Below are 22739 nucleotides of genomic sequence, written 5' to 3' on the forward strand. Positions count from 1 at the left end.
AAGCTTGCCGTGCTGGTCACCGTCGTACGGAAGATCGGTGTCGAGGCCGACGGAGAACGCGATGCGAGGCCGCGCAGGCTGCATGGGTCTGGAGTGATGTGGAGGTGGCGTAGCGGCGGACCCTGATCTCGAACTACTTCAACTCTTACGCCCGTACTGACCTGGACGTTCTCCCGACTCCTTGTCTGCAAGGCCGAGCGGGGGCGGGCAGCAGTCCCTGCGACTCGTGCGACGACGGTGGACGAGTACGGCGATTCCAGCGGCTACCACAGCGGCGGCCGTCGCGATCAGCCACGGGCTGCCCAGTACGCCGCCAATAGCGCCGAGCGCGCCCCCGGCCAACAGCACCGGTACGGCACAGCAGACCACCATCATCAACCCCACTCCGACGGCGGCCAGTACGCCGGTCGGCCGGGACGGCTTGCTATTACCGGTCATCAGCTGTCGCCTCCTTCGGCCGATGCAGGTTCGATGCGGGGGCAGCAGTTCAGGGCGGCGGCATTGTCGGCGGCCAGGGCGCGGGCGAGCACGACGAGATCCGCGACGCGTGGGTCACCGACGGAGTAGAGCAGTCTGCGGCCCTCACGGCGGGCACTCACATAGCCGCAGTCGGCCAGGCAGGACAGGTGGATTGACACCCTGGGCTGGGAGATCCCGGCGTGGGCGACGCACTCGGCTGTGGTGCGCTCGCCGCCAATGATGAACTCCAGCAGCTTGAGGCGGGTGGGGTCGGACAGCGCGCGAAAGAACGTCGCCACCGTGTCCGTGTGCGTGCAGGCGCCTGCCGGGGCGGCGGCCTGCGGAGTCGAGGTGGTGCGCTGAAGCATGCGAGGGGTCTCCACAACTTGAACTATTCGCCTAGACGAATACTATGCCAGTATTGACGTATTCGGAAGAGCGAATAGCTGCGGGAGCTTGTGCGGCCCGGCACGGGGAGAGAGGCAGCACCATGACAGATACAGACCCCGGCTTCGACCTGGCGATCATTGGTTCCGGTTCGGCCGCGTTCGCCGCGGCCATCGCCGCGATCGGCAAGGGTAAGCGCGTGGTGATGGTCGAGCGCGGCACCACGGGCGGCACCTGCGTGAATGTCGGCTGCGTGCCGTCCAAGGCGCTGCTCGCCGCCGCCGAGGCACGTCACACGGCCCAGGCCGCAGGGCGTTTTCCCGGCCTGACGGCCAGGGACGTTCCGGTCGGCTTCCCCGCTCTGATCGGCGGAAAGGACGCGCTGGTCGAGGAAATGCGCATGCACAAGTACGCCGGTCTCGCGGACGAGTACGGGTGGCAGATCACCCCCGGGAGCGCCGCCTTCGGTGGGGACGCCGACCGCCCAGTCCTGAACATCGCGCTCGAGGACGGCGGTGAGGCGCACATCGTGGCCACGCACTATCTGATCGCTACGGGCGCCGAACCGTGGGCACCGCCCGTGCCCGGTCTGGAACAGGCCGGGCACCTGACCTCCACCAGTGCCATGGAACTCGATCAACTACCCGCATCAATGATCATCGTCGGCGGCAACGCGGTCGGCCTGGAGCAGGCCCAGCTCTTCTCCCGGCTCGGCACACGGGTCACGGTCGTCGAGGCGCTGGACCGGCTCGCCCCGTTCGAGGAGCTGGAGGTCTCCGCCGCGATCGAGGAGGTCTTCGCCGACGAGGGCATCGCGGTCCACACCGCCACAACCCTGACCGCCGTCCGGCGCGGCACTGACGGCTACGCCCTCTCCACCACAGCCGAGGAGCTGCGGGCCGAGCATCTGCTGATGGCCACCGGCCGTCGCCCCGCCACCGCCGGACTGAATCTGGAGCGGGTCGGGGTGAAGACCGGTGCGCTGGGCGAGGTGGTCGTGGACGAGCAGTCGCGCACCACGCATCCGAGGATCTGGGCCGCCGGGGATGTCACCGGTCAAGCCCAGTTCGTCTATGTCGCCGCGGCTCAGGGCTCGCTCGTCGCCGACAACGCCTTCGACGGTGCCCAGCGGTCCCTGGACTACGCGGCGCTGCCACGGATCACCTTCACCAGCCCCGCCCTCGCCTCGGTCGGCATGACCGACGCCCAGGCAGCCGATGCCGGCATCCGCTGCGACTGCCGTACGCTGCCGCTCGCGCACGTACCCAGGGCGCTGGTCAACCGGGACACCCGCGGCCTGGTCAAGATCGTCGCCGAGGCCGGCACCGGCCGCATCCTCGGTGTGCACGCCGTCGCCGAGGGCGCCGGAGATCTGATCACCGCCGCCACGTACGCAATCAGCGCGGGGATGACTGTCGACCAGCTCGCACGCACCTGGGCCCCGTACCTGACCATGGCCGAGGCCCTCAAACTCGCCGCCCAGACCTACACCCAAGACGTGGACAAGCTGTCCTGCTGCGCCGGGTGAACCAGCGAAAGGGGGAACGAACCCATGGACACGAACCGGGCCCGTCCGATGACAGTCGGAGAGCTGTCCCGCCAGACCGGGGTGCCGGTCAAGACCCTGCGCGAGTACACCGATCTCGGACTGATCTACAACCTCGGCCGCAGCCCGGCGAACTACCGGCTGTTCGACGCCGACGCCCTGTGGTGCGTGCGGTTCATCGGCGAGCTGCGGGACGTTGGACTGACCGTGGCCGAGATCCGCGAACTGACCACCGCATATCTCGACGACACCGGCCCGCCGACCGGGCCCCGTATGACGGAGCTGCTGCACCGCTCGCGCGAGAGGCTGGAGCAGCGCATCGCGGAGCAGCAGCGCACGCTGCGTCGGATCGAGGAGTTCGAAGCCGAGCACCGCGCGGACTTGGGGTGCGAGGGTGACACCGAGTTCTGCTGGGCCGGTAATCCACGGGGATGCGCCACGAGGGCTTGACCCTCACCCCGGGGGCAGACCCTACGGTCACGCGTATCGGACCAACCCACTCCCGGAGGGAAGATCCCCGTGGACACCGACATCCAGCAGTTCGCCACCCGCTTCAACGACTCGCTCAGCGCCGCCCCCGGCGCGCACTTCTGGCTGCTGCGTCCCCTGTTGACCCTTCTCGCGGCCGGTGAGCCGGTCAGCGTGGACCAGCTCGCCACCGCGGCCGGCCGCGGTGGCGAGGAGGTCCGCCAGACGCTCGCCACCATGTCAGACACCGAGTACGACAGCGACGGCCGCATCATCGGCTACGGCATCACCTTCAACCCCACACCGCACAGGTACGAGACCGGCGACCGCACCTTCTACACCTGGTGCGCGCTCGACACCCTCGCCCTCCCCGCCTTCCTCGGCAAGACCGCTCACGTGACCTCCCCTTGCCACGGCACCGGAGAGCCGGTTCGCCTCACCGTGGCACCGGACGAGGTCACGAGCGTCGAACCGGCTACTGCCGTCGTCTCGCTCGTCACCCCGGACGCGCCGACGTCGATCCGTAGCTCGTTCTGCAATCAGAGCCACTTCTTCGCCGGCCCGGACGCCGCGAAGGACTGGCTCGCAGAGCACCCCGGCGCCAGGATCCTGCCCGTCGCCGACGCCTACGAAGTCGGACAATCCGTCGTCGAGCAGATCGTCACCGCTGACACTCCGTCCGGGTGTTGCTGAAGCAGTAGCGGACCGATCCTTGGCCTGGGCATACGTCGGCTCGCTCAGCGGGAAGTCCAGATCAAATCCCGCACGTGCCCGCTGGGCGGCCCAGCCTCCAGCAGCAACGCACCAGAGGTGCTGTCCAGGCTGACGGCACAGCCCAGCACCGTCCCGGTGATGCCGGGGCGGGGCTGGGCTGCAAAGTGGTGAGGGACTCCGGCCGGCTGCCCTGCCCGCTGCTTGTGACCGGTGGCCACATGGGCTCGGTCCTGCATCCGGCTCCGCATGCGAGGTCGCCGGCCGCCCATACGCCCTGCTCCGTAAGGCTCTCCCAACGCCAGCGAAAGTGACCAGGCGTAAAATTCACGTGTATCTGCGAGGAGGCGTCATGCGGCACAGAATGCGTATCGGGCCGTTCCAGATCGGCTTCGGTCGCCGTCCGGTGTCCCCGATGGATAGCTCACTCAGCCGCGAACGTTTCACCATCGACGTCGCAGAGGGTTTGATGGGCATCGGGGTTCCGTTCAGGCGCGGTTGCAGCGCCCTCGGGTTCCGCGTGGTGGTCACCGACACGGAAACCGGGCGGCGCCAGTACGTCTCCGAGAACTACACCCACGACCTCGCGTATGCCGACGGCGAAAAATACGTCACCAAATTGATCACTGGAGTGAAGAGAGTGAAGTAGAGACAGACACCTGATCCCGCCCAACCGCGAACTGCCCGCGGAGCGCGTGAGCGCCCTTGTACTTCTACGGCGGCCACTAACCGGCCTCGTCGCGCAGCCGGTCCGGTTCCAGAACGGTGATACGGCCCCGGCCCAGCCGCAGTACGCCCCGGTCGGCCAGCTCGCGCAGCGCCTTGGTGACCGTTTCGCGGGACGTGCCGGCCAGGGCGGCGACCTGCTCGTGGGTGAGCGCGACCTGGGGATGTCCGGCCAGCGGGCGCAGCGGCCGGGCCGGTGGGGCCGCGGGTATGAGAGTGAGCAGAGTGGAGGCGACGCGCTGGGCGACGGACTTGAAGACCGTGTCGGACAGCCGCTGTTCGAGGTCGGCGAGGCGGCGGCCGAGGATCGCGGTGATCCGGGCGGCGATCCTCGGGTCCGAGAGCAGAAGCCTGTGTACGTCGTCGCGGCTCATCACGCAGACGGTGGCGTCATCGAGGGCCTCGGCGTAGTTGCCGTACATGCGCTGCCCGAGCAGGACCATCTCGCCGAAGATCGTTCCGGGGTTGATGATGGCCGTGGTCAGGGCGCGGCCCTCGGCGGATACCCGGAAGACGCGGATGCGGCCGCGTTTGAGGATGAACAGCACCTCGCACGGCTGGGGCGGGGAGAACAGCATCTCGCCCACGGTGTAGGTCCTCATCGGTGCGGCATCCGCGATGGCCGCCATCTCAGGCTCACTCAGGTCACAGAAGATGTCGACCTCGGACAGGCACCAGGTCCGGTCGGCGTCTTCACGGCTTTCGATCACGCGGGTGGTCTCCTCGCGTCGTCCCGGCGCCCAGGGCGGGGGCGCGGCGCCCCACACCGGGTCGGCCAGGGCATCGGCACCTTCCACTAGACAGGAAGGTACGGGTCCGCGCGAGGGGGTGCCGGGACCACCCGCAGCAGCACCCCCAGGGCGGGCCGCCTCCGAAGGGGAGGGGGACGGCCGTTCGGTGTTGGTCATGACGAGGTGTCGTCGCGGTGCATGACCCGGTGGACACAGGCATACGCCAGGCCCAGCAGCAGGCCGTAAACGAGATGTCCGGCGAAGCTCTTCCAGGCCATCTCGTTGACGTCGAAGACCGGCATGCCGAGCTTGGCGGGCATCAGCCACAGCGCGCCCAGCACCCACCAGAGGGCGCCGTAGGCCAGACCGAGTACGGCGGCCGGGAGGAAGCGTGCGGCGCGGTGCCCGGCCAGCAGGGCGAACGTGATGCCGATGAACGCGGAGATCGCCAGGTGGACCACCCAGGCGACGCCGATGGAGCTGGAGTCCACCAGCATCGCGACCATCGGCATCATGTCCCAGACCTGCATCATGCTGCCGAAGGCAACACCGCCGACCAGCCCACCCGCCGCACCGAACATGGCATGCGCGGGGATGGCGGCGACAGCACGGTGCTGTGATGAGGCGTGTGCAGTGGTCATGATCGTGTGCCCTTCGTTGCGATGACTGTGCTGCCGACGCTAGGAGCGATGCAGGCAGCATGTATGTGAGCGCGCTTACGTACGGGCCGGTAGATCAGGGGAGTTCGACGGGGCCGGTACACCGCGCGACCACGCGCGAAGACATCCTCGTGACGGACGGAAGCGGAGCCCGCCCAGGAGCCGGCCCGTGGACGCCTTACGCACGCTCCATCAGTTCGCTGCCGCGCGGCCGAAGTAGGCCGTGGAGAGGACCAGCTCGCACCGCTCTGCGGGCAGGCAGGCAGGCAGGCAGGCAGGCAGGCAGGCCAGGGTCGGCTGGCTGGCTGGCCGGGCGGCATCGAGAGGCCTCCGCTGACCCGGGCATGTGGCCACTGAGCGGAACCGGCTACAGGCCGCGGGCCTCCCCATCGAGTCGTACCGGTTGGGCGGGAGCTCATCTCACACGGACACGGCAGGGGCCAACGCGTCGAAGACTTCGTCGACCTGTTCGTATCCGGCGCGCAGCAGGAAGGTGTTGAGGCGGCCGTAGGACTTGGCGCCGAGGATGAAGAAGTGCGGTTCGGGGTTGCGCAAGGCGTCGATGCCGACGGTGGGCTGGGCGAGGCAGTCGCCGCCCGGGGAGCCGAGCAGGGCGGCGGAGAGGTTCATGGGGGCGGCCGTGGCGTAGCACTCGTGGACCTGTAGCTGACGGTAGAGGGAGGCGTCGCCGACGTACCCGGTGAGCGCCACGATGTGGTCGCAGACGATCTCGCGGGGGCCCTGGGAGGTGCCGAGGGTGACACGCACCCGGTCGCCGTCGGAGTGCAGGGATTGGACATGGGCGCCGGTGTGGACGGTGACGCGGTCGCTGACGCCGTCGGCGAACGCCTGGGAGATTTCGACGAGCTGCTGGCGGCCGGGCAGGGTGTCGTCTCGTACGGCTCCCCAGTCGGGAGCCGGGCTGCGCACGATCCACTCGACGCGGGTGCCGGGAAGTGCAGCGAGGTCGCGGGCGGTGGTCTGGGCGGATTTGCCGGCGCCGAGGAGCAGGATGGTGCCCGCCCAGCGGTCCGGATCACGGACAGGCGGGAGAGTGCGGGTGATGCGGTGGTCGAGGGCCCGTTCGCCGGGGGCGGGGATGCCGCCGGCGCCCAGGGTGTTGGGAACGGCGTAGGTACCGGTGCAGTCGAGGACGAGGTCTGCTTCGGCGGTTTCCTCACCGTCGGGCGCGTCGAGGAGGACGGTGAAGGGCGCCGCGGCCCGGACGTCGGTGCCGATCTGCTCGTGTTTGAGCAGGCCGGTGCGGGCGATGGCAGCGACCCTGGTACGCAGCCGGATGCGGCCTTCGAGGGCGGGCAGTGCGGCGACGGGGTCGAGGAGGCGGGCCGCCAGTTCGGCTCCGGTGGGGCAATCGTCGCCGGTCGGGGCGTGCGGCAGGTGCGTGCGCATCCGGTGCGAGACGTTGAGGTCCCACGGGGTGAACAGGCGGACATGGCCCCAGGCGCGTACGTGGGCGGCGACGGTGTCCGCAGCCTCGTAGACGGTGAACGGCCATCCGGCGTCGGCGCAGGCGAGGGCGGCGTCGAGGCCGACCGGTCCGGCGCCGAGGATCGCGACGTGTCGCTGCATGATGAACTCCCTTTCACACACGTACGGGTACAGGTCAGATGGCGCAGTGGACGGGGCGGGGCAGGCTGCCGTCGGTGAGGCGGGCGGCGAAGAACCGCTCGGTCACCAGCTGTTTGCCCATGGCCAGCGGGGTCCCTGCGGGGGCGAGATGCAGGTCGGGGCTGGTGGCCAGATCGGCGCCGGCGGGGTGCCAGTGCAGGCCGTCGGCGGTAACGGTCAGCTCCGGGATGCTGGAGTCCTCGCCGATCTCCACTCCGGTTTCGGAGAAGCCGCGGCGCAGTAGCGGGCGCACGGCGAAGTGGTCGGCCGGCAGGCCGAGCCCGGCGAGCAGGTCGGCGACCGCGGGGACCTCGTGGGTGTTCTCAGGCGTCTCGGTGAGGGCGACGCGCGGGGGCAGGCCGAGGTCGATCAGGTGACGGATGCCGTCCATGGTGCGCTGCCAGGAGCGGGAACCGCGGTGCAGGTCGTGGGTGGCGGCGGTGGCGCCGTCCAGGGAGGTCTGGACGGTGAGTTTGCGGCCGGCCAGGTCCGCGAGCCCGGCGGCGCGGCGGCCACGCAGCAGCATCGCGTTGGTCATGACGACGGTGGGCAGCTGGGCGGAGGCGTAGTCGAGGAGGCCGACGATGTCGGGGTGGAGGAAGGGCTCGCCGCCGGTGACGTACAGCTCGGTGAACCCGGCCTGCACGGCCTCGTCGACGAGAGCGCGGAAGGCGTCGGCGGGCAGGGTGCGAGCCGCCGCCTTCGGGGAGGAGGCGACCGCGCAGTAGTCGCAGGCCAGGTTGCAGTGGAAGTTGGTGTAGAGCCAAAGGCGGGACGGGAAGTACGGGGTGTCGAACAGCGGCACCACCGGCCGGTCACCCTCCAGGGCTTGCAACGTGGCTTCTCCCCAGCCGTCGTCGGCGGGACGGAACCCGGACGGCAGGGTGGAACGGTAGAGGTGGTAGCGGCCCCGTGAACGCTCACGCGGGGGCAGGATCTCCAGGCAGGTGGTCCACCAGCCGGTCTCGATGGTCTCGACGAACACTTCGGGGAGCCCGGCGGCGCGCATGGACCGGGCTTGCGCCTGCCAGTCGTACCCGAGCGGAATCAGCTCCGCCGTGGGGTACCCGTCGCCGAGGTTGACGATGGCGTACCAGACGTTCCGGCGGCCGTCGTTGGCAGGCTTGCCGAGTACGCCGACGTTGACTGCGAGCCTTTCCCCGATGCGCCGCTGCCAGGGCAGGCCGCTGTGGGTGCACAGCACCACGTCCGCGCCGGACGCCTCGGCGCGCAGCCGGTGCTGCCCCTCCGGCAGCGACTCCCACCAGAAGTCGTTCAGCGCCAGCGTCGACCCGTGGACCATGTGGACGTCCACGCCGTCGATGCTCTCCCTGTGCTCAGTGGGCAGTTGGCCCATCCAGGCGGCGAAGTCACGGCTGGTGGTGGCGAGGGTGTGGTCGTAGACGATCTGGGCGTACTCGTTGTCCTTGGGGTCGCGGTAGCCGCAGCCGCAGTCGGTGTCGCCGCGGGTGATCGCCACGTCGTAATTGCCCGCGATGCACTCGACGCCGTTGTCGGCCAGGATCGGCCACAGGGCATCCACGTCGGCGCCGAAGCCACCGAGATCGCCCAGGCAGAACAGGCGCTCGGCTCCTCTGGCGCGGGCGTCGTCGACGAAGGCTTGCAGGGCGTACGGATTGCCGTAGGGGCCTCCGCATACTGCGATACGCATAGGGGGTGTCTCTCTCCAGGATCGAACGGTCACGTACGGGCATCGCGCGCTGTACGTCCGCAGCGGGCCGGCCGGGGCCCTGCGGCGTAGCGGGTGCGGATGGTCTCGGGGTCGACGCCCGCGAAGTACAGCAGCTTCAGGTACTGCATGAAGGCGATCATGCGCCAGGTGCCGTGCTCGGTGAACCGGCGCGACGAGGCCGTCGAGGTAGCGGTCAACAGGCACAGCCGTCCGCGCCGGTGCAGGCGCCGGGACATTTCCAGGTCCTCCATGATGGCCAGGTCGGGGAAGCCGCCGAGTTCGTCGAAGACAGTGCGGCGGACGAACATGGCCTGGTCCCCGAAGATGTGGTGCAGGCGGCGGGCCCGTGCATTCGACGTCCACGCCAGGTAGTTGAGTCCGGGCGTGCGGCGGTCGAAGCGGATGGTGAGGCCGCCGCCCACCACGTTCGGGTCAATGAGGCAGGTGCGGATCTGGCCGAGGGCCGCCGGGGCGATGGCGGTGTCGGCGTGGACGAACCACAGGACGTCGCCGCCGGCGTGCCGGGCTCCCTCGTTCATCTGCTTCGCGCGGCCACGTGCGCTGTGCACCACGGTGGCGTACGGGGTGGCGAGTTCGACGGTGGCGTCGGTGGAGCCGCCGTCGACGACGATCAGCTCGCAGTCGGGGAAGTCGCGGCACAGGCGGCTCAGCGCGGTCTGGACGGTGGCTTGTTCGTTCAGGACGGGGACGATGATCGACACCTGGCTCATACCGCCTCCGTGGGCTGTAGCAGGGCGGCGATCCGGTACGGCATCACCGGGTCCGCGAGGAGCGCGGCAGCGTCCTCGGGAGTGTCCAGGTCCCGCAGCGGGCGGAGCAGTTCCACACTCAGTCCCTCCTCGGCGGCGACTGCGCGGGTAGCGGCCAGGACCCTGTCCGTACTCCACAGGGCCGCATCGATGCCGAACAGCCCGACGTGCGGGTGGCGCATGCCGATCAGGTAGTAGCCGCCGTCCAGCGCCGGGCCGAGCACAACCTCCTTGTGCTCCAGTGAGGAGAGGGCGACGGTCAGGTGGTCGCGGGTCAGAGTCGGCGCGTCGGTGCCGATGACCAGCAGCGGCCCCGCACCGTCGGCGAACGCCTCCACCACCGCGGAGGTGAGCCGCTGTCCGAGGTTCTCGCCACGCTGTACCATCAGGCGGACGCCGGGAAGGGTCACGTCGCCTGGGCTTTCCTCGCCCGCTCCTGGCGCGTACGCCACATAGGTGCGCAGTCCGTGCGACGACGTCATCTCCAGGGTGTGCCGGATCAGTTCGGCCTGGAGGACGGCACAGCCGTCCGGGCCGAGCAGCGGGTGCAGCCGGGTCTTGACCGTGCCCGCCCGGGGGGCTTTCGCCATGACCAGCACCGAGGGGGTACGCCGCGTACTCATGCGCCGAACCGGTAGACGGTGCCGACCGGTGCCACGAGTTCCAGGCCCGGCAAGGCATGTGCGGCCAGCGCAGCGAAGATGTCCTTGCTCGCAGCCATCCGGGCCAACAATGCTTCGACCGGCTCGGGTTGCGGTGCGACACCGTTGGCGTAGTCGGTGACAAAGCCGACCAGGGCCATCGGCAGCTCGGCCTCACCGGCAAGCACTACCTCCGGGCCGGCCGTCTGGCTGACCGCGGTGACGCCCGCGGCGGCCAGCGCGGCGATCTCGGGGCGGCTGTTGAAGCGGGGGCCGTCCACATGCCCGTACACCCCGCTCGTGACAACAGGCGTGCCGGTGTGTGCGGCAGCCGCGATCAGGGCCCGGCGCAGCGGTTCACTGAACGGCCGGTCGAAGATCCAGTGGCCGCGGCCGGCGGCGCCGGGAGACTCGTACCACGTGCAGGCAGAGCCGTCGGGGAGCCGGTTGGCGGGGAAGTACAGGTCGTCAAAGACCACCAGGGAACCGGGCTCGGCGGCAGGGTCAATGGCGCCGCACACGGTGAGGGACACCAGTGCGTCGACCTTGCAGGCGAGCAGGGCGGCGAGGTTCGCCCAGTGATCCACCTGGTTCGACAGCCGGTGATGGCCGGTACCGTGCCGGGACAGGTGCACCAACTCAGCGTCATCCAGGTGGCCTTCGGTGACGGTGGCCTCGCCGTACTCGGTCTTGATCGTTCGCTGGGCCGCGTTCTCCAGTTGGGGCAAGTCGTAGCTGCCGGAACCGGTGATGACACCGATGCGCATGGGTCACTTCTCCTGTGTGGCGGGACGGCGGACGGACGTACGGACCTCGACGAGCGGGAGCAGCCTGCGCAGTTGGGCGTTCTCGGCCGGGTCGAGAACGGCGTGCTGCACACAGGCGGGCACCAGGGTGCCGTCCTGGGGGTGGGCCATGGCGTAGTGGCAGGCGGCCAGGCGCTCCTGGGTTTCGCGCAGCTTCGGGTCCTGGGCCTGCTCGCCGCGCTGCATCATCTCCCAGGCGGGCTCGACGACTTCTGCGTCCATGAACTGATGCATCACAAAGGTGACCGGGCGGACGCGGAAGCGGTGGCGCAGCAGCGGCAGCACACCGACCCGGCCGACCGTGCGGGCCAGCCACCGCAGCGCGATCACAACGGTGGACGGGTGACGGGCGACGACGCGGGCCAGCTTCGCGGCGAGCAACGCGGGCGGGGTGCCGGTGAAGCTGACCTTGCCGAAGTGGCGGAAGAAGCCGTCGCGCACGGCCAGATCGCGCGGGTCGTCCTCTTCGAGGAAGGGGTACCAGCGTTTCCCGACGTAGAAGCCGTACGCGGTGCGGTTGCAGCGCACGTCACCGTTCTCGAATACGTGATAGCCGAGCGTGCGGCCGGCGCCGCGCCCGATCTCCGCCCACACCGCATCCGGGGTGGCCTCGCGGTACTGCTCCTTCCAGCGCCGCTCATCGCCGAGAAAGGCGGCGGGCTGGAAGGAGAACATGCCATAGCCCATACCCTGGCAGTCGCGGATGACGTCAGCGATCTCGTCGAGGTTGCCGGGGGTGACGGTCATGTTGTGGGCGAGGAAGTACCGCACCCTGTGCTCGCGCCGCAGCTTTGCGAACATGTCGGCGAACCGCTGGCGGTAGGGGTTCAGTGCCTTCTCATTGGGCGGGCGTTCGATGCCGCGCCTGCCGTACATGAACTTGTCGAAGTGCCCGGCGAACGACAGCCGCGTGAGGCGCCGCTTGCCGTTGTCGCCGAGGGCCAGCTGCTCCAGGTAGGCGTAGTCGAAGTCGCCGTGGGTGAAGCTCATCGGCTCCCGGCCGTGCTGGCGCATGATCTCCAGGGTGGCGGCGTGGTCGTCGGGCGAGAGCAGACTCACCTCGCCGCCGATGAGCTGGGCGTGGGCGCGCGGGCCGCGCAGTGTGCGCAGCAGTCGCATCTGGGCGGCGACTTGCTCCTGGGTGTGGGGGCCGTCGACGCGTACCTGGTTGGCGTCCTTCGAGTGGTAGCAGGGCGTGCACTTCAGGTTGCACTTGGGGAAGACTCCGTGGGTGCCTTCGCAGCCGACGCCGTGCTGCCCGATGATCTGGCCTGGTGTCTTGACGACGTCGGGCAGTTCGGCCCACCGGCGTTCCATGGCTGCCACGAACCCCCGGTCGTAGGGCCGGGTGGCATGTTCGACAGCCCGCAGCCGCGCCATGATTCCCATTCGGTACATCTCCGTTTTCGGTATCGGACGAGTGATCACGGGGCGGTCGTCCCGAGCGTCTGACGGTCGGGGGTCGGCTCCGCCGGGGCGTGCGGCCTTCTGCGCGCGGCGCGCAGCAACAGCCACGCGTACAGCAGCATCAGGGCGTCCTCGACGAGGACGAACCAGCGCAGCGGCTGGGCCAGATAGGTGCCGAAGCAGCCGCAGTTCGCTACCGTCAGCCCCCGCGCGTACGCCTGGACGGCAAGCAGCGCCCACACCAGCGAGACGGCCGTGTACATCCACACGGGGACGACCGCCTTGGAACGGGGCCGGGCCAGGAACCACACCCCGACCGCAGCCTCGGCCGCGATCAGCATCACCGCCAGAGCGGTGGAGGCGGCGCCGCTGGTCAGCCCGTAGGCGGTGAAGATGGACGGCATGGCGGCGAAGGAGGCGAGCTGGCCGAGCGCCATCGCGGTCAGCAGCGCGCCCAGGACAAGTCGCAGGATCATGACCGCACCTTCCTGCGCAGGCCCAGCAGGGCGCCGGTGATCCGGCGGTGCGCGGCGAGCCGGTCGTAGACGTCGCTCAGCGCGGCGTGCCAGGGCCCGTCGGTGTAACTGGGGTAGGGGTGCACGGTCTTGGCGTACTGCGAGGGCGTCCAGCCCAGCCGTACCGCCGTGGCCAGGTGCGCGATCGTCTCCCCGGCGCGCGGGGCGACCACCGTCGCGCCGATGATCCTCCGGCGTCCGTCCAGCACCAGGGAGGTGAAGCCGTCGGTGCGGCCGTCGGCAATGGCTCGGTCGACCCGGTCGTGGTCCAGGGTGAGCGTGCGGGTTCCTTCGGCGGATGTCACGCCGACGCGGGCGACCTCGGGGTCGGTGTACGTCACCGAGGGCACCGCGTCGTAGTCGATACGGCGCCGCACCCCGAGTAGCGCGTCGGTGACGGCGGACGCGCCCTGAACTCCGCCAAGGTGGGTGAACGCCGACTTGCCGGTGACATCCCCGGCCGCGTAAATGCGCGGGTTACTCGTCCGCAGCCGGTCGTCGGTCCTGACCTGGCCGCGCTCGTCCGTCTCCACCCCGGCCGGCTCCAGACCGAGGCCGCCGGTGTTGGCCCGGCGGCCGGTGGTGGTCAGCAGCCGGTCGTACGGGATCGGCCTGCCCGGCCCGTACACGGCGCCGTCGTCGACCTTCTCGGCCCGATAGCCGGTGAGGACTGTGATCCCCTCGGCCTCCAGTCGCTCGCGAACCAGGGCGGAGGCACGGGGCTCCTCGCGCGGCAGCAACCGGCCTGCGGCTTCCACGAGGGTGACTGTGGAGCCGAGGCGGGCGAAGGCTTGCCCAAGCTCGCAGCCGATCGGCCCGCCGCCCAGCACCACCAGCCGCTCCGGCAGTTCAGTCAGGCTCCACACGGTGTCGCTGGTCAGGGGCTCGGCCTCGGCCAAGCCCGGCACCGGCACCAGGGCGGGGGCCGATCCGGTGGCGATCAGCGCGTACCGGAAGGCCACCTCCCTGTCACCGGCGACCCGCAGTGCCCCCGGTCCCGTGAAGACGGCATCCCCATGGGCCACCTCGACGCCGAAGTCGTGCAGCGCCTCGGCCGAGTCGTGCGGCTCGATCACCCCGATCGCCTGCTTGACATGGTTCATGGCCGCCGCCAGGTCGGCGGGCCCATCAGGGGCTTGAAGCCCGTAGCGCCCCACCTTGCGTGCGGCCTGCACGTGGGCCGCCACATGCAGCAGTGCCTTGCTGGGCACGCACCCGGTCCACAGGCAGTCACCGCCCAGCCGGTCCCGTTCGACCAGCAGCGTGCGAGCGCCGAGGCGGCCGGCGGTGCGGGCGGCGGTCAGTCCGGCACTTCCGCCACCGATCACCACCAGGTCGTACGTCTCCTCGCCGCGCGGGGGACGCCCCATGCTCATCGGCCGCCTCACTCGCCTCTCGTCATCGTTGCGGCAAGGGAACCCGTTCGGGTGGCTCCCGCCTTCCCTCCGGGTACGACTCATTCGACACGGCACACGGCACCGCGTCGGGCACACCACCGTGCCCGGCGTGTCCGCCTCGGGGGAATGCCGGCCGCCCCTCGGTGGGTTCCCGGCGCACGGCGGCACCCGCCCGCTCACACTTATCGCCTTCGTCCCAGAGGAGAAACATGGCGACCGATGTATCCACCGGCTTCGTGACGGACGCAGTCAAGGACTACTACGGCAAGCTGCTGTCGTCCTCTCAGGACCTGAAGACCTCGGCCTGCTGCACCGCCGAGGCGCCGCCGCCCCGCATCGCCGACGCACTCACCCGCGTACACGAGGAGGTCAAGGACCGCTACTACGGCTGCGGTTCCCCCATCCCCGCCGCGCTCGACGGCATCACCGTCCTCGATCTGGGCTGCGGCAGCGGGCGCGACGCGTATGTCCTCTCCCAGCTCGTCGGTCCCAAGGGCCGGGTCATCGGCGTCGACATGACCGAGGAGCAGCTGGCCGTGGCTCGCCGCCGGCAGGACTGGCACGCGGAGCGGTTCGGGTGGGCCAATACGGAGTTCCATCAGGGCTACATCGAGGACCTGGCCGGCGCCGGTATCGCGGACGACTCGATCGACCTGGTCGTCTCCAACTGCGTACTGAACCTCTCTCCGGACAAGCCGCGCGTGTTCCGGGAGATCTTCCGGGTGCTCAAGCCCGGTGGCGAGCTGTACTTCTCCGACGTCTTCGCCGACCGCCGGCTGCCCGCCACGCTCATGGGCGACGCGGAGCTGGTCGGCGAATGCCTCGCCGGCGCGCTGTACACCGAGGACTTCCGGCGCCTGATGGCGGACTCCGGCTGCGCGGACGCCCGTACGGTCGCCGCCTCACCCATCACGCTGAGCAGCCCGGACATCGAGCGGAAGATCGGCTTCGCGTCCTTCACCTCGCGCACCGTCCGTGCGTTCAACGTGCCGCTGGAGGACCGCTGCGAGGACTACGGGCAGGTCGCCGTCTATCGCGGCACCCTCCCCGAACACCCGCACGCCTTCGATCTCGATGACCACCACCGCCTCCACACCGGCAAGCCCATGCTGGTCTGCGGCAACACCGCCGACATGCTCAGCCGCACCCGTTATGCTCCGCACTTCACCGTGACCGGCGACAGGACGACGCACTTCGGCCTGTTCCCCTGCGCACCGGCCGACGCCGCAGCCACCAGCGGCACAGAGACAGGGTCCGGCTGCTGCTGACCGCATGCCGGGCCCGGCATGCTCACCTCTCCGCCGAGAAGACCACCGACCCCGACGGCCCCAGTAACCGGGGACAGCCAGCCGAACCCTGTTCACGTGGGCGGATTATCGGGATTCGCAGAGCGCAGTCGGCTGATCAGTGTCTCCACCGTGTCGAGGAAGGCATCGAGCTGCGCTGTTGGTACGTCGCCGAAGAGCTGGGCAGCCATCTCGTCGCGGCCGCTGCGCACATCAAGATTCCTTCCCCGGCCGCCACCCACATCCTGGGCACTGCCACCCGGCGCCACCCCGATCAGGCAGGACAGTGATGAGCGCGCCGGAACACATGACGCACGCCGCCGTCGAGACGGCGACGGGCTCTGCCGAGGCGGCAACGAGAATGCTGGAACGACTCGCCGACCAGCTGGGCGGCAGAGCTTCCGTGACCGCAGTCTTCGGCGAACCCGTCACTTGCGAGGGGGTCACCGTCATCCCGGTGGCCAGGGCCGGATTCGGCTTCGGCGGCGGCGCCGGACGGGAAAACAGTGCCGCCAAGACAGGCGAGGGCGGCGGCGGGGGCGGGGGCGCGGAGGTCAGACCGGTCGGCTTCATCGAGATCAGAATCGGCACCGCGGTGTACCGGCCGATCCGCGACCCTTGGGCCGACATCATCGTCCCCCTGGTCGCGCTACTGGCCGCCACCACTGCCCCCAGGCTCGTCCGCACCATCGCCAGGCGCCGAAACCGGAAGACCTGGACCGGGCCACGCCCGGCGGCATCAACGGGAAGCGCGGGCCCGCTTCATCGGCATGCGTCGCGGAGCCGACCGACGTCGGCACGACGGATTGACAGCATCTGACGGCCGGCACTCCCTACCCCGTGCCAGGGCTGTCCTCATCCCGGTCGCCGCCGGCACCAGGCAGCGGCACGTTGGAGCAGCAGCCGTCCGGATCGGCCGCTCCACGACCGCGCATGACGTGACACCGCATGGCGTGGACGGTGGCCATCAGCACGAGCATCGCGCCCATGGTCACCAGCCATGCGTGGCGCAGCACACCGCCAACCACGATCAGACCAGCGCCGGCGGCGATCAGCGGACCTGCACAGCGCAGCAGCATCAAGGCTCCATCAACCGCCGCTGCCAGAGGGCTTCCCTGCCTCAAGGGGCTCGAGGATCGGATGGACATCATGTCCTCCTCTGCGAACACGGGCTCGACGGTTCACGGGTCGGCACGGGGCGACGAGGTGAGCCGCTGGGCGAAGCGACGCATACGGACGGAGGCCAGCGAGGCGGGCGTACGCCGAGGGCTGCCCCGCAGCGAGGCCTTGATCAGCCGCAGCGTCTGCAGAGAGCCGCTGCACGCCCAGCAGCAAGCGACGTGCGCGGCCACCCGCATCCGGTGCACACCGCTGAGCTCCCCGTCCGCGTAGGCCTCCACAGCACCGCGCAGCCGCACATGCCGTACCTTCTCCCGGCACTCAGCCCACAACTGACGTGGCCCGGGGATGCGCTGCCTTTTCATGCACCGGGAACCCGGGACTCGACTCGACGCATTCCATGGAATGGCCGTGGCGAGACCCTAGGGTTCCCGGCAACCGCCCGCCGATCAGGAGGAGCCGCCGAGTTGGACGAGAAAGAGTGGCGCCGCTATCTCTCCGCCTACCACGACGATCGCCCCGGCATCACCGAACGGTTCTTCGAGCGGGCCGATAGCTCTCCGCACGCCTGGCTGGCCGAGCCCCTGCGCGGGGCACCCGGCCCCGTGCTGGACCTGGCCTGCGGCACCGCACCCATGCGGCCGCTGCTCCCGGACGCCGACTGGGTGGGTGTCGACTCCTCGTCGGGGGAACTTGCCGCAGCCGCCCGGGCGGGCCGCGGTCCGCTCGTGCGCGCAAGCGCCGACGCCCTGCCCCTGACCTCAGGAAGTGTCGGCGCGGTCTGCGCGTCGATGTGCCTGCCGGTGCTCACTCCGCTGCCACGGGTGCTGGGCGAGATTACGCGGGTGCTACGACCCGGCGGCCTGCTCGCTGCCCTCGTCCCGGCCCGCCTCGGGTTCGACCCAGCCGGGCTGTTGGGCTGGGCCTGGGTCATGCGGACGCTCGGCGCGGTGCATCAGCCCTGGCCCAACCCTCCGGCGCGGGACTCTGTTGCCAAGGTGCTGCGGCCGGCCAGATTCAGGGTGCGGTCCGACGAGCGCCGGGTCTTCACTCTCGTACTGGAGACGTCCGAGGACGTGGCCGTCCTGGTCGATGGTCTCTATCTGCCCGGCCTCGCCCCCGAACGCGCGGATGGCGCCAAGCGGGCGCTCGCCCATTGGGTCCGCGGCGGAAAAACGCTGCCACTGCCGCTGCGCCGTGTCCTCGCGACTACCCGGGGACAGGAATGATCCCCGTACGGTCGTCTGCGTCTGCGGATCCCGGCCTGCCGCGCGCCCGCTCTCGGCCACTGGCCGGTGATCGGCAGCGGCCGTTTCGGGTGCGCTGTCGGCGCGTGGCCCCATGCGTTACACCGGGAGATGGAATGTACCCGTCCCGAGGAGGGTTTCTGCTGTGTGGAAGACGAAGTGACAGCGCCGCCAGACCCGGCGGACCCTCGGGGCAAGGCGTTCGCTGCCTACGTGCTGCCCGAGGTGGAGGTGCTGCTGCGCGTGGCGATGACGCTGACCGCGCAGCCCGCCGACGCCGAAGACCTGGTGCAGGACACCCTGCTGCGCGCGTACCGGGCCATCGACCGCTTCGACGGGAAACACCCGCGCGCCTGGCTGCTGACGATCATGCGGCGGGCCGAGATCAACCGGCACCGCCGCCGCCGTCCGCATCTTCTGGACGACCCGGACACCGACCTGGACCGGCTCAGCTCCACGGGCGCCAGCGGGTCGGCGGAAGAAGTTGTGGTGGGTGAAGCGTTCGACGAGGTGGTCGACGAGGCCCTGTGCGCGCTTCCGGACAAGCACCGGCAGGTGGTGCAGCTGGTGGACATCGACGGCCTCACCTACGCGGAGGCCGCCCACCTGCTGGACGTTCCGGAAGGCACCGTGATGAGCCGGCTGCACCGCGCGCGCAAACGGATAAGGGCCCAACTGGCCACGGCCGGACTGGCACCGAAACGAGGTGTGATGTGAAAAGGCGCCCATGGTGGCGACGTTCAGCGGCCGAGCGCAGGATGAACTGCATGCAGGTCGCCCGCCTGCTGCAGTCCTACCTCGACGGCGAGACGGACGAGGTCACCGCACGCCGGGTCGCGGCGCATCTGAAGGACTGCCGTCGGTGCGGCCTTGAGGTGTCGGTCTACCGGGAGATCCACAACACGCTGGCCCGCCGGGTAGAACCGGACGCCGGGGCCGTGGAGCGGCTGCGAGCATTCGGTGAATCGCTCATGAGCGACCCGGCGGCCGGGAACGACGACGGGGAAGACAACGCGCCACCCCCGGCGGGCGCCTGAGAAGGCCCTGGGACAGGGAACCTGGTGACTCGGGCACCTTGCATGCACGGTCATCCGGAAGGCCGTCGACATCGGGCACCGCGCTGTACAACGGGGCAACCGCATACCCTCACCTCATGGAGGAGACAGTGCCGAGCCGGAACGCTCAGGTGCTCGTTTTCGACGTCAACGAGACACTCAGCGACATGAGTCCGCTACGGACACGCTTCGAAGAGATCGGCGCTCCCCCACACCTTCTCCGCCCATGGTTCGCCGGCGTGCTGCGCGACGGCTTCGCACTCACCGCTGCCGGAGCCCTTTGCGGACTTCTCGGCCGTTGCCCAGGATGGAATCCGGGCGCTGTTGCCCAGAGTCCCGAGATGGTCGGGAGACGTCGAGCAAGCGGCACGTCATGTGCTGGCCGGGTTCACCGAGCTTGAGGTACACCCCGATGTCCCGGACGGCGTGCGGACTCTTCACGAGGCGGGATTCCGCCTGGTGACCATGACCAACGGCCGCGCCGCCCTCACCGAGCGGCTCCTCTCCCGAGCCGGACTACTGCACTGCTTCGAAGGGGAGCCGACGGGTCAGCGGCTTCGTCCAAGGCGGGCGCGAGCGCGTCCGGCGCAGCTCCACAGAAGTTGAGCCAGGACCCGAGTTTTGACAGCACTGGGGTACTTGCCAGGGCAGCATCGGGGTGCTCCTGGTGAAAGGTCCTGGTCATGCCGCAGATGTCCAAGGTCGAGCTGTACGCGGCGATCCGGCGTGATCACCGTGCCGGCATGAAGATGCGCGAGCTTGAGCGCAAGTACAACGTGTCGTGGCGGACGGTGAAGAAGGCCGTGGACTCGATCTGGCCTAAGCCGCGGAAGAAGCCGCCGCCGCGGCGGACTGCGCTGGATCCGTACAAGCCGGGGGCAGTGCCGCTACTGGCTGCGCTTGAGTCGGCGCTGCCGGAGGCGCTCTGAGACAGCAGTGAGGGCGAAGACGAGGCCCAGAGCCAGCCCGAAGACCACAGCGAACAGAGGGTCGTCGGGTTCCTCCTCACGCGACAGCATCAAGAAGAAGAGCGTGAAGGGAACGGCCACGCAGAGACCGGTGCCGATCGGGTGTCGGGCCACCCATTTCTGGATTCGAGTCGGACGCCGCTGCCCATCCAGGGACCGGTCCAGGGTCCAGATGGCATCGCCCAGAGACCGCCGCCAGTTCGCCATGGCAGAAGAATATGGCAGCCGATCAGCGACCCTCCCCCGGCCGGGGGCTTTGGTCAAACCGCGGTCTGTCAGCCACCGCGACCAGGAACTGACGTCATTCATTTCTCGTGAACAACCACGGCCTTCAAGATCGCCAACTGCTGCCCAAACCGGCAGACATCCGCTGCTGCTTGAAGTGAACGAAGCCACGATCTCTTGGACACCACCTTGGAGTTCGGCCACCCGCGTCTTCTTGGGCCCCAGGAAGAACCACGCAAGCAGCGCGATCAGCCCGGCGGCTCCGATGAGAACCCCAAAGTCGGTTGCGCTCACGGCACTCCTTCCGGGTTGACCCGCCGCCCTGTACATGTGCCTTCCTCGACCGCGGCCGTCAAGTCTTGATCCGAAGGGTGACTGTTTACGACGACGTCACCATCAGGTACCCGTCCCCAGCGTGGGAACTCCCGCCGCAGAACGAATGACCACCCCGCCGTCGGCTCAGCTGCCTCTGCCCATCTCGAGCCCCGGAAGATATTTCCTTCCTTACCGCACCATCCGAGACATCCTTCCCGCGGGTTCCGTACGAGCCTAGAACCGTGCCCCAGGGGCAGGGTCAAGCGAAGCAACACGGACAAGCGGGCCGTGGTGCTCGTGCCGGACTGCGGCAACCAGAGGAATCAATCGGCGGGCAGCGGCGCCGCCGTGCAGAACGAAGGAGCTTTTGCTCCTGCTCGGTGGCGGGCGGCACGCGGCGGATGGCCGGTACTGGAGTGTCGGGAGCGTCATGAACATCGACATCGCCGTGCTGATCGCGGCAGACGACGGTCGGCGAAGACCGCACATCGTGGTCCGCTGCTGCCGGGCCCCGCACCGGGCGTGCTGCCAAGAATGTCGACGACTGCGCTGGTGGGGAAGTCAGCGCCGCCCACACCGGGTTCCCACCGTGCGGGGTGTGATATCCCCGCTCCCTGGACGAGAGGGCTGAGGGCAATGGAGTTTGCAGTTGGCCCGGCGCTGCTGGCCGGTTTGGTGGGCACCGTCGCCATGACGGCCGCGATGATGATGGGCCGTGCCATGGGAATGACGTCCATGGATATCGCGCTCATCACCGGCGGAATGATGACCGGAGACGAACGCCGCGCACGCACAGTGGGCATGGTGATCCACTTTGTCGTCATGGGCACCGTGGTCTTCGGCTTGATCTACGCCGCTGTCTTCCACTGGACCGGCTCGGCCAGCTGGCTCGCCGGCCTGGTGGTCGGCTTGATCCACGGCCTGGCGGTAGGCGTGATCGCGATGCCCATGATGGGCGAGGTCCACCCGCGGATGCGCGGCTCCGGCGACGGCTTCCGGCTGGGCGCTCCCGGGTTCATGGGGATCGGATACGGCAAGGGCACACCGATGGGCCTGCTCGTGGGTCACCTGATCTACGGCGTGGTGGTCGCCCTGGTCTACGCCGCCCTTGTGTAAATGGGCTCACGTACTCGCCGCCGGAATGACTGGGAGACCGCTGTGAGCAGCACCCCCGCGGCTGACGTGTTCGCGATGGAGCCACCTGAGACACGGCTGCTGGACGGCCGTAAAGCCCTGGTGACAGGTGCTGACTCCGGGATCGGGCAGTCAATCGCCTATCAGCTTGCCGCCCACGGCGCCGCCGTGGCGATCAACCACCTGGGGGACTCAAAGGTCGCCGACGCGATGGCCCAGAAGATCCAGAATGCCGGTGGCAAGGCGATCACCGTACCCATGGATGTCACGCAGGAGGAGCAGGTGCGGCGCGCGTTCGCCCTAACGGCCGACGCGTTCGACGGCCTCGACCTTCTGGTCAACAACGCTGGCATCGAACGCCCGTTCCGACTCATAGACATGGAGCTGGAGTGGTGGCAGAAGGTCATCGACGTCAACCTCACCGGCACGTTCTTGTGCTCTCGGGAGGCGGCACGGCTCATGCTGGAGCGGGGTTCACGCGGCACGATCGTGAACATCACCAGCGTCCACGAGACGATCCCCTGGGCGGAGTACTCCCACTACTGCGCGTCCAAGGGTGGACAACGGATGTTCGCCCAGAGCATCGCGCGCGAACTCGCCCCGTACGGCATCCGGGTGGTGTCCGTGGCGCCCGGGGCGATCGAGACCCCGATCAACCAGGACGTCGTCGCCGACCCACAGCGGCGCAAGGCGGTCCAGGATGAGATCCCGCTGGGGCGGTGGGGCAACGTCTCGGATGTCGCGGGCGTGGTGGCGTTCCTCGCTTCCGAGCGGGCGGACTACATCGTCGGCTCGACGGTGTTCGTCGATGGCGGCATGACGCTCTACCCAAGGTTCGACTAGCC

At 69.3% G+C, this 22739-nt stretch carries 29 protein-coding genes; 13 read left to right on the forward strand and 16 right to left on the reverse strand.

The annotated features are described in order from the left end of the window. Window positions 1-138: 138 nt before the first annotated feature. Entirely contained in the window at window positions 139-438 is a 300-nt protein-coding gene (locus J7E91_RS09095; protein ID WP_214900659.1) for a hypothetical protein, read from the reverse strand. Then, entirely contained in the window at window positions 438-827 is a 390-nt protein-coding gene (locus J7E91_RS09100) for a metalloregulator ArsR/SmtB family transcription factor (protein WP_214900661.1), read from the reverse strand. Before J7E91_RS09100 ends, J7E91_RS09095 begins: the two co-directional genes overlap by 1 nt. 122 nt (window positions 828-949) lie before the next feature. On the opposite strand from J7E91_RS09100, the gene merA reads away from it, so the two are divergent. The 4 genes from merA to J7E91_RS09120 all read left to right on the forward strand — a co-directional run bounded on the left by merA (window position 950) and on the right by J7E91_RS09120 (window position 4220). Continuing rightward, window positions 950-2374, forward strand: coding sequence for a mercury(II) reductase (gene merA, locus J7E91_RS09105; RefSeq protein WP_214900663.1), 1425 nt, complete (start codon window positions 950-952; stop codon window positions 2372-2374). A 24-nt stretch (window positions 2375-2398) separates the two neighbouring features. Continuing rightward, on the forward strand, window positions 2399-2842 hold the full coding sequence (locus tag J7E91_RS09110) for a MerR family transcriptional regulator (protein ID WP_251015385.1): 444 nt from the start codon (window positions 2399-2401) through the stop codon (window positions 2840-2842). Window positions 2843-2911: 69 nt separating this feature from the next. Continuing rightward, window positions 2912-3553 (forward strand): organomercurial lyase MerB, encoded by a 642-nt coding sequence (merB, locus tag J7E91_RS09115; RefSeq protein ID WP_214900666.1) that lies wholly within the window; start codon window positions 2912-2914, stop codon window positions 3551-3553. Window positions 3554-3923: 370 nt separating this feature from the next. Continuing rightward, window positions 3924-4220 carry a hypothetical protein gene (locus J7E91_RS09120; protein WP_214900668.1) on the forward strand — a complete coding sequence of 99 codons (297 nt, stop codon included), beginning with the start codon at window positions 3924-3926 and terminating at the stop codon, window positions 4218-4220. A 76-nt stretch (window positions 4221-4296) separates the two neighbouring features. Here the strand turns inward: J7E91_RS09120 and J7E91_RS09125 are convergent, their stop codons facing one another. The 10 genes from J7E91_RS09125 to J7E91_RS09170 form a co-directional block, all read right to left on the reverse strand. Then, window positions 4297-5094 carry a Crp/Fnr family transcriptional regulator gene (locus tag J7E91_RS09125; protein WP_308376250.1) on the reverse strand — a complete coding sequence of 266 codons (798 nt, stop codon included), beginning with the start codon at window positions 5092-5094 and terminating at the stop codon, window positions 4297-4299. Window positions 5095-5201: 107 nt separating this feature from the next. After that, entirely contained in the window at window positions 5202-5669 is a 468-nt protein-coding gene (locus tag J7E91_RS09130) for a hypothetical protein (protein WP_214900673.1), read from the reverse strand. A gap of 438 nt (window positions 5670-6107) precedes the next feature. Next, entirely contained in the window at window positions 6108-7277 is a 1170-nt protein-coding gene (locus J7E91_RS09135) for an NAD(P)-binding domain-containing protein (RefSeq protein ID WP_214900675.1), read from the reverse strand. Window positions 7278-7311: 34 nt separating this feature from the next. Next, window positions 7312-8988, reverse strand: coding sequence for a radical SAM protein (locus tag J7E91_RS09140; RefSeq protein WP_214900680.1), 1677 nt, complete (start codon window positions 8986-8988; stop codon window positions 7312-7314). A gap of 29 nt (window positions 8989-9017) precedes the next feature. Further along, window positions 9018-9740, reverse strand: coding sequence for a TIGR04283 family arsenosugar biosynthesis glycosyltransferase (locus J7E91_RS09145; protein WP_214900681.1), 723 nt, complete (start codon window positions 9738-9740; stop codon window positions 9018-9020). Next, complete coding sequence (locus J7E91_RS09150; RefSeq protein ID WP_214900689.1) at window positions 9737-10402, reverse strand: TIGR04282 family arsenosugar biosynthesis glycosyltransferase; 666 nt, start codon at window positions 10400-10402, stop codon at window positions 9737-9739. Before J7E91_RS09150 ends, J7E91_RS09145 begins: the two co-directional genes overlap by 4 nt. Continuing rightward, window positions 10399-11187 carry an MTAP family purine nucleoside phosphorylase gene (locus J7E91_RS09155; protein WP_214900691.1) on the reverse strand — a complete coding sequence of 263 codons (789 nt, stop codon included), beginning with the start codon at window positions 11185-11187 and terminating at the stop codon, window positions 10399-10401. The genes J7E91_RS09150 and J7E91_RS09155 overlap by 4 nt, the downstream gene beginning before the upstream one ends. 3 nt (window positions 11188-11190) lie before the next feature. Then, complete coding sequence (locus J7E91_RS09160) at window positions 11191-12615, reverse strand: radical SAM domain-containing protein (protein WP_214900693.1); 1425 nt, start codon at window positions 12613-12615, stop codon at window positions 11191-11193. A gap of 35 nt (window positions 12616-12650) precedes the next feature. Next, window positions 12651-13109 (reverse strand): MauE/DoxX family redox-associated membrane protein, encoded by a 459-nt coding sequence (locus J7E91_RS09165; RefSeq protein ID WP_214900695.1) that lies wholly within the window; start codon window positions 13107-13109, stop codon window positions 12651-12653. After that, complete coding sequence (locus J7E91_RS09170; protein ID WP_251015386.1) at window positions 13106-14524, reverse strand: NAD(P)/FAD-dependent oxidoreductase; 1419 nt, start codon at window positions 14522-14524, stop codon at window positions 13106-13108. Before J7E91_RS09170 ends, J7E91_RS09165 begins: the two co-directional genes overlap by 4 nt. Window positions 14525-14754: 230 nt before the next feature. On the opposite strand from J7E91_RS09170, the gene J7E91_RS09175 reads away from it, so the two are divergent. Further along, on the forward strand, window positions 14755-15813 hold the full coding sequence (locus J7E91_RS09175) for a methyltransferase domain-containing protein (RefSeq protein WP_214900697.1): 1059 nt from the start codon (window positions 14755-14757) through the stop codon (window positions 15811-15813). Between the two features lie 92 nt (window positions 15814-15905). Here J7E91_RS09175 and J7E91_RS09180 read toward each other — a convergent pair whose 3' ends face one another. After that, window positions 15906-16043 carry a hypothetical protein gene (locus tag J7E91_RS09180; RefSeq protein WP_214900699.1) on the reverse strand — a complete coding sequence of 46 codons (138 nt, stop codon included), beginning with the start codon at window positions 16041-16043 and terminating at the stop codon, window positions 15906-15908. A 77-nt stretch (window positions 16044-16120) separates the two neighbouring features. On the opposite strand from J7E91_RS09180, the gene J7E91_RS09185 reads away from it, so the two are divergent. After that, window positions 16121-16651 (forward strand): spore germination protein GerW family protein, encoded by a 531-nt coding sequence (locus J7E91_RS09185; protein WP_251015387.1) that lies wholly within the window; start codon window positions 16121-16123, stop codon window positions 16649-16651. 13 nt (window positions 16652-16664) lie between these two features. On the opposite strand, the gene J7E91_RS09190 is transcribed toward J7E91_RS09185, so the two are convergent. Beyond that, complete coding sequence (locus J7E91_RS09190; RefSeq protein ID WP_214900701.1) at window positions 16665-17000, reverse strand: hypothetical protein; 336 nt, start codon at window positions 16998-17000, stop codon at window positions 16665-16667. 12 nt (window positions 17001-17012) lie between these two features. After that, complete coding sequence (locus J7E91_RS09195) at window positions 17013-17315, reverse strand: anti-sigma factor (RefSeq protein WP_214900703.1); 303 nt, start codon at window positions 17313-17315, stop codon at window positions 17013-17015. Between the two features lie 102 nt (window positions 17316-17417). On the opposite strand from J7E91_RS09195, the gene J7E91_RS09200 reads away from it, so the two are divergent. From J7E91_RS09200 to J7E91_RS09215, 5 genes are all read left to right on the forward strand, one after another. Continuing rightward, the gene (locus J7E91_RS09200) at window positions 17418-18179 is read left to right on the forward strand and encodes a class I SAM-dependent methyltransferase (RefSeq protein WP_251015388.1); all 762 of its coding nucleotides are present in this window, start codon (window positions 17418-17420) and stop codon (window positions 18177-18179) included. A gap of 177 nt (window positions 18180-18356) precedes the next feature. Further along, window positions 18357-18914 carry an RNA polymerase sigma factor gene (locus J7E91_RS09205; protein ID WP_214900706.1) on the forward strand — a complete coding sequence of 186 codons (558 nt, stop codon included), beginning with the start codon at window positions 18357-18359 and terminating at the stop codon, window positions 18912-18914. A 50-nt stretch (window positions 18915-18964) separates the two neighbouring features. After that, window positions 18965-19234 (forward strand): anti-sigma factor, encoded by a 270-nt coding sequence (locus tag J7E91_RS09210; protein WP_251015390.1) that lies wholly within the window; start codon window positions 18965-18967, stop codon window positions 19232-19234. 342 nt (window positions 19235-19576) lie between these two features. Beyond that, window positions 19577-19858, forward strand: a complete 282-nt coding sequence (locus J7E91_RS37250) for an HAD family hydrolase (protein ID WP_374224657.1) — start codon at window positions 19577-19579, stop codon at window positions 19856-19858. A gap of 77 nt (window positions 19859-19935) precedes the next feature. Then, a complete protein-coding gene (locus J7E91_RS09215; RefSeq protein ID WP_251015391.1) occupies window positions 19936-20181 on the forward strand; it encodes a hypothetical protein in 246 nt (81 codons plus the stop codon). On the opposite strand, the gene J7E91_RS35810 is transcribed toward J7E91_RS09215, so the two are convergent. Next, window positions 20140-20739: a hypothetical protein gene (locus J7E91_RS35810; protein WP_251015392.1), complete on the reverse strand. Its 600-nt coding sequence runs from the start codon at window positions 20737-20739 to the stop codon at window positions 20140-20142. The genes J7E91_RS09215 and J7E91_RS35810 overlap by 42 nt on opposite strands. Before the next feature lie 657 nt (window positions 20740-21396). On the opposite strand from J7E91_RS35810, the gene J7E91_RS09225 reads away from it, so the two are divergent. After that, entirely contained in the window at window positions 21397-21876 is a 480-nt protein-coding gene (locus tag J7E91_RS09225) for a DUF6789 family protein (RefSeq protein ID WP_214900710.1), read from the forward strand. 42 nt (window positions 21877-21918) lie between these two features. Continuing rightward, window positions 21919-22737, forward strand: a complete 819-nt coding sequence (locus J7E91_RS09230; RefSeq protein ID WP_214900712.1) for a glucose 1-dehydrogenase — start codon at window positions 21919-21921, stop codon at window positions 22735-22737. The last annotated feature ends 2 nt before the right edge of the window (window positions 22738-22739 follow it).

Origin of the sequence: Streptomyces sp. ISL-99 (assembly GCF_018614005.1) — a bacterium.
Taxonomy (GTDB): domain Bacteria; phylum Actinomycetota; class Actinomycetes; order Streptomycetales; family Streptomycetaceae; genus Streptomyces; species Streptomyces flavidovirens.

Excerpts from the sequence above, each read along its gene's own strand:
- J7E91_RS09175 (WP_214900697.1), top strand. The coding sequence starts at position 14,755 with ATGGCGACCGATGTATCCACCGGCTTCGTGACGGACGCAGTCAAGGAC.
- J7E91_RS09100 (WP_214900661.1), bottom strand. The coding sequence starts at position 827 with ATGCTTCAGCGCACCACCTCGACTCCGCAGGCCGCCGCCCCGGCAGGC.
- J7E91_RS09120 (WP_214900668.1), top strand. The coding sequence starts at position 3,924 with ATGCGGCACAGAATGCGTATCGGGCCGTTCCAGATCGGCTTCGGTCGC.
- J7E91_RS09215 (WP_251015391.1), top strand. The coding sequence starts at position 19,936 with ATGCCGCAGATGTCCAAGGTCGAGCTGTACGCGGCGATCCGGCGTGAT.
- J7E91_RS09155 (WP_214900691.1), bottom strand. The coding sequence starts at position 11,187 with ATGCGCATCGGTGTCATCACCGGTTCCGGCAGCTACGACTTGCCCCAA.
- J7E91_RS09210 (WP_251015390.1), top strand. The coding sequence starts at position 18,965 with ATGCAGGTCGCCCGCCTGCTGCAGTCCTACCTCGACGGCGAGACGGAC.
- J7E91_RS09135 (WP_214900675.1), bottom strand. The coding sequence starts at position 7,277 with ATGCAGCGACACGTCGCGATCCTCGGCGCCGGACCGGTCGGCCTCGAC.
- J7E91_RS09160 (WP_214900693.1), bottom strand. The coding sequence starts at position 12,615 with ATGGGAATCATGGCGCGGCTGCGGGCTGTCGAACATGCCACCCGGCCC.
- J7E91_RS09150 (WP_214900689.1), bottom strand. The coding sequence starts at position 10,402 with ATGAGTACGCGGCGTACCCCCTCGGTGCTGGTCATGGCGAAAGCCCCC.
- J7E91_RS09170 (WP_251015386.1), bottom strand. The coding sequence starts at position 14,524 with ATGAGCATGGGGCGTCCCCCGCGCGGCGAGGAGACGTACGACCTGGTG.
- J7E91_RS09195 (WP_214900703.1), bottom strand. The coding sequence starts at position 17,315 with ATGAAAAGGCAGCGCATCCCCGGGCCACGTCAGTTGTGGGCTGAGTGC.
- J7E91_RS09145 (WP_214900681.1), bottom strand. The coding sequence starts at position 9,740 with ATGAGCCAGGTGTCGATCATCGTCCCCGTCCTGAACGAACAAGCCACC.
- J7E91_RS09165 (WP_214900695.1), bottom strand. The coding sequence starts at position 13,109 with ATGATCCTGCGACTTGTCCTGGGCGCGCTGCTGACCGCGATGGCGCTC.
- J7E91_RS09140 (WP_214900680.1), bottom strand. The coding sequence starts at position 8,988 with ATGCGTATCGCAGTATGCGGAGGCCCCTACGGCAATCCGTACGCCCTG.
- J7E91_RS09185 (WP_251015387.1), top strand. The coding sequence starts at position 16,121 with ATGAGCGCGCCGGAACACATGACGCACGCCGCCGTCGAGACGGCGACG.
- J7E91_RS09110 (WP_251015385.1), top strand. The coding sequence starts at position 2,399 with ATGGACACGAACCGGGCCCGTCCGATGACAGTCGGAGAGCTGTCCCGC.
- J7E91_RS09095 (WP_214900659.1), bottom strand. The coding sequence starts at position 438 with ATGACCGGTAATAGCAAGCCGTCCCGGCCGACCGGCGTACTGGCCGCC.
- J7E91_RS09225 (WP_214900710.1), top strand. The coding sequence starts at position 21,397 with ATGGAGTTTGCAGTTGGCCCGGCGCTGCTGGCCGGTTTGGTGGGCACC.
- merA (WP_214900663.1), top strand. The coding sequence starts at position 950 with ATGACAGATACAGACCCCGGCTTCGACCTGGCGATCATTGGTTCCGGT.
- J7E91_RS09130 (WP_214900673.1), bottom strand. The coding sequence starts at position 5,669 with ATGACCACTGCACACGCCTCATCACAGCACCGTGCTGTCGCCGCCATC.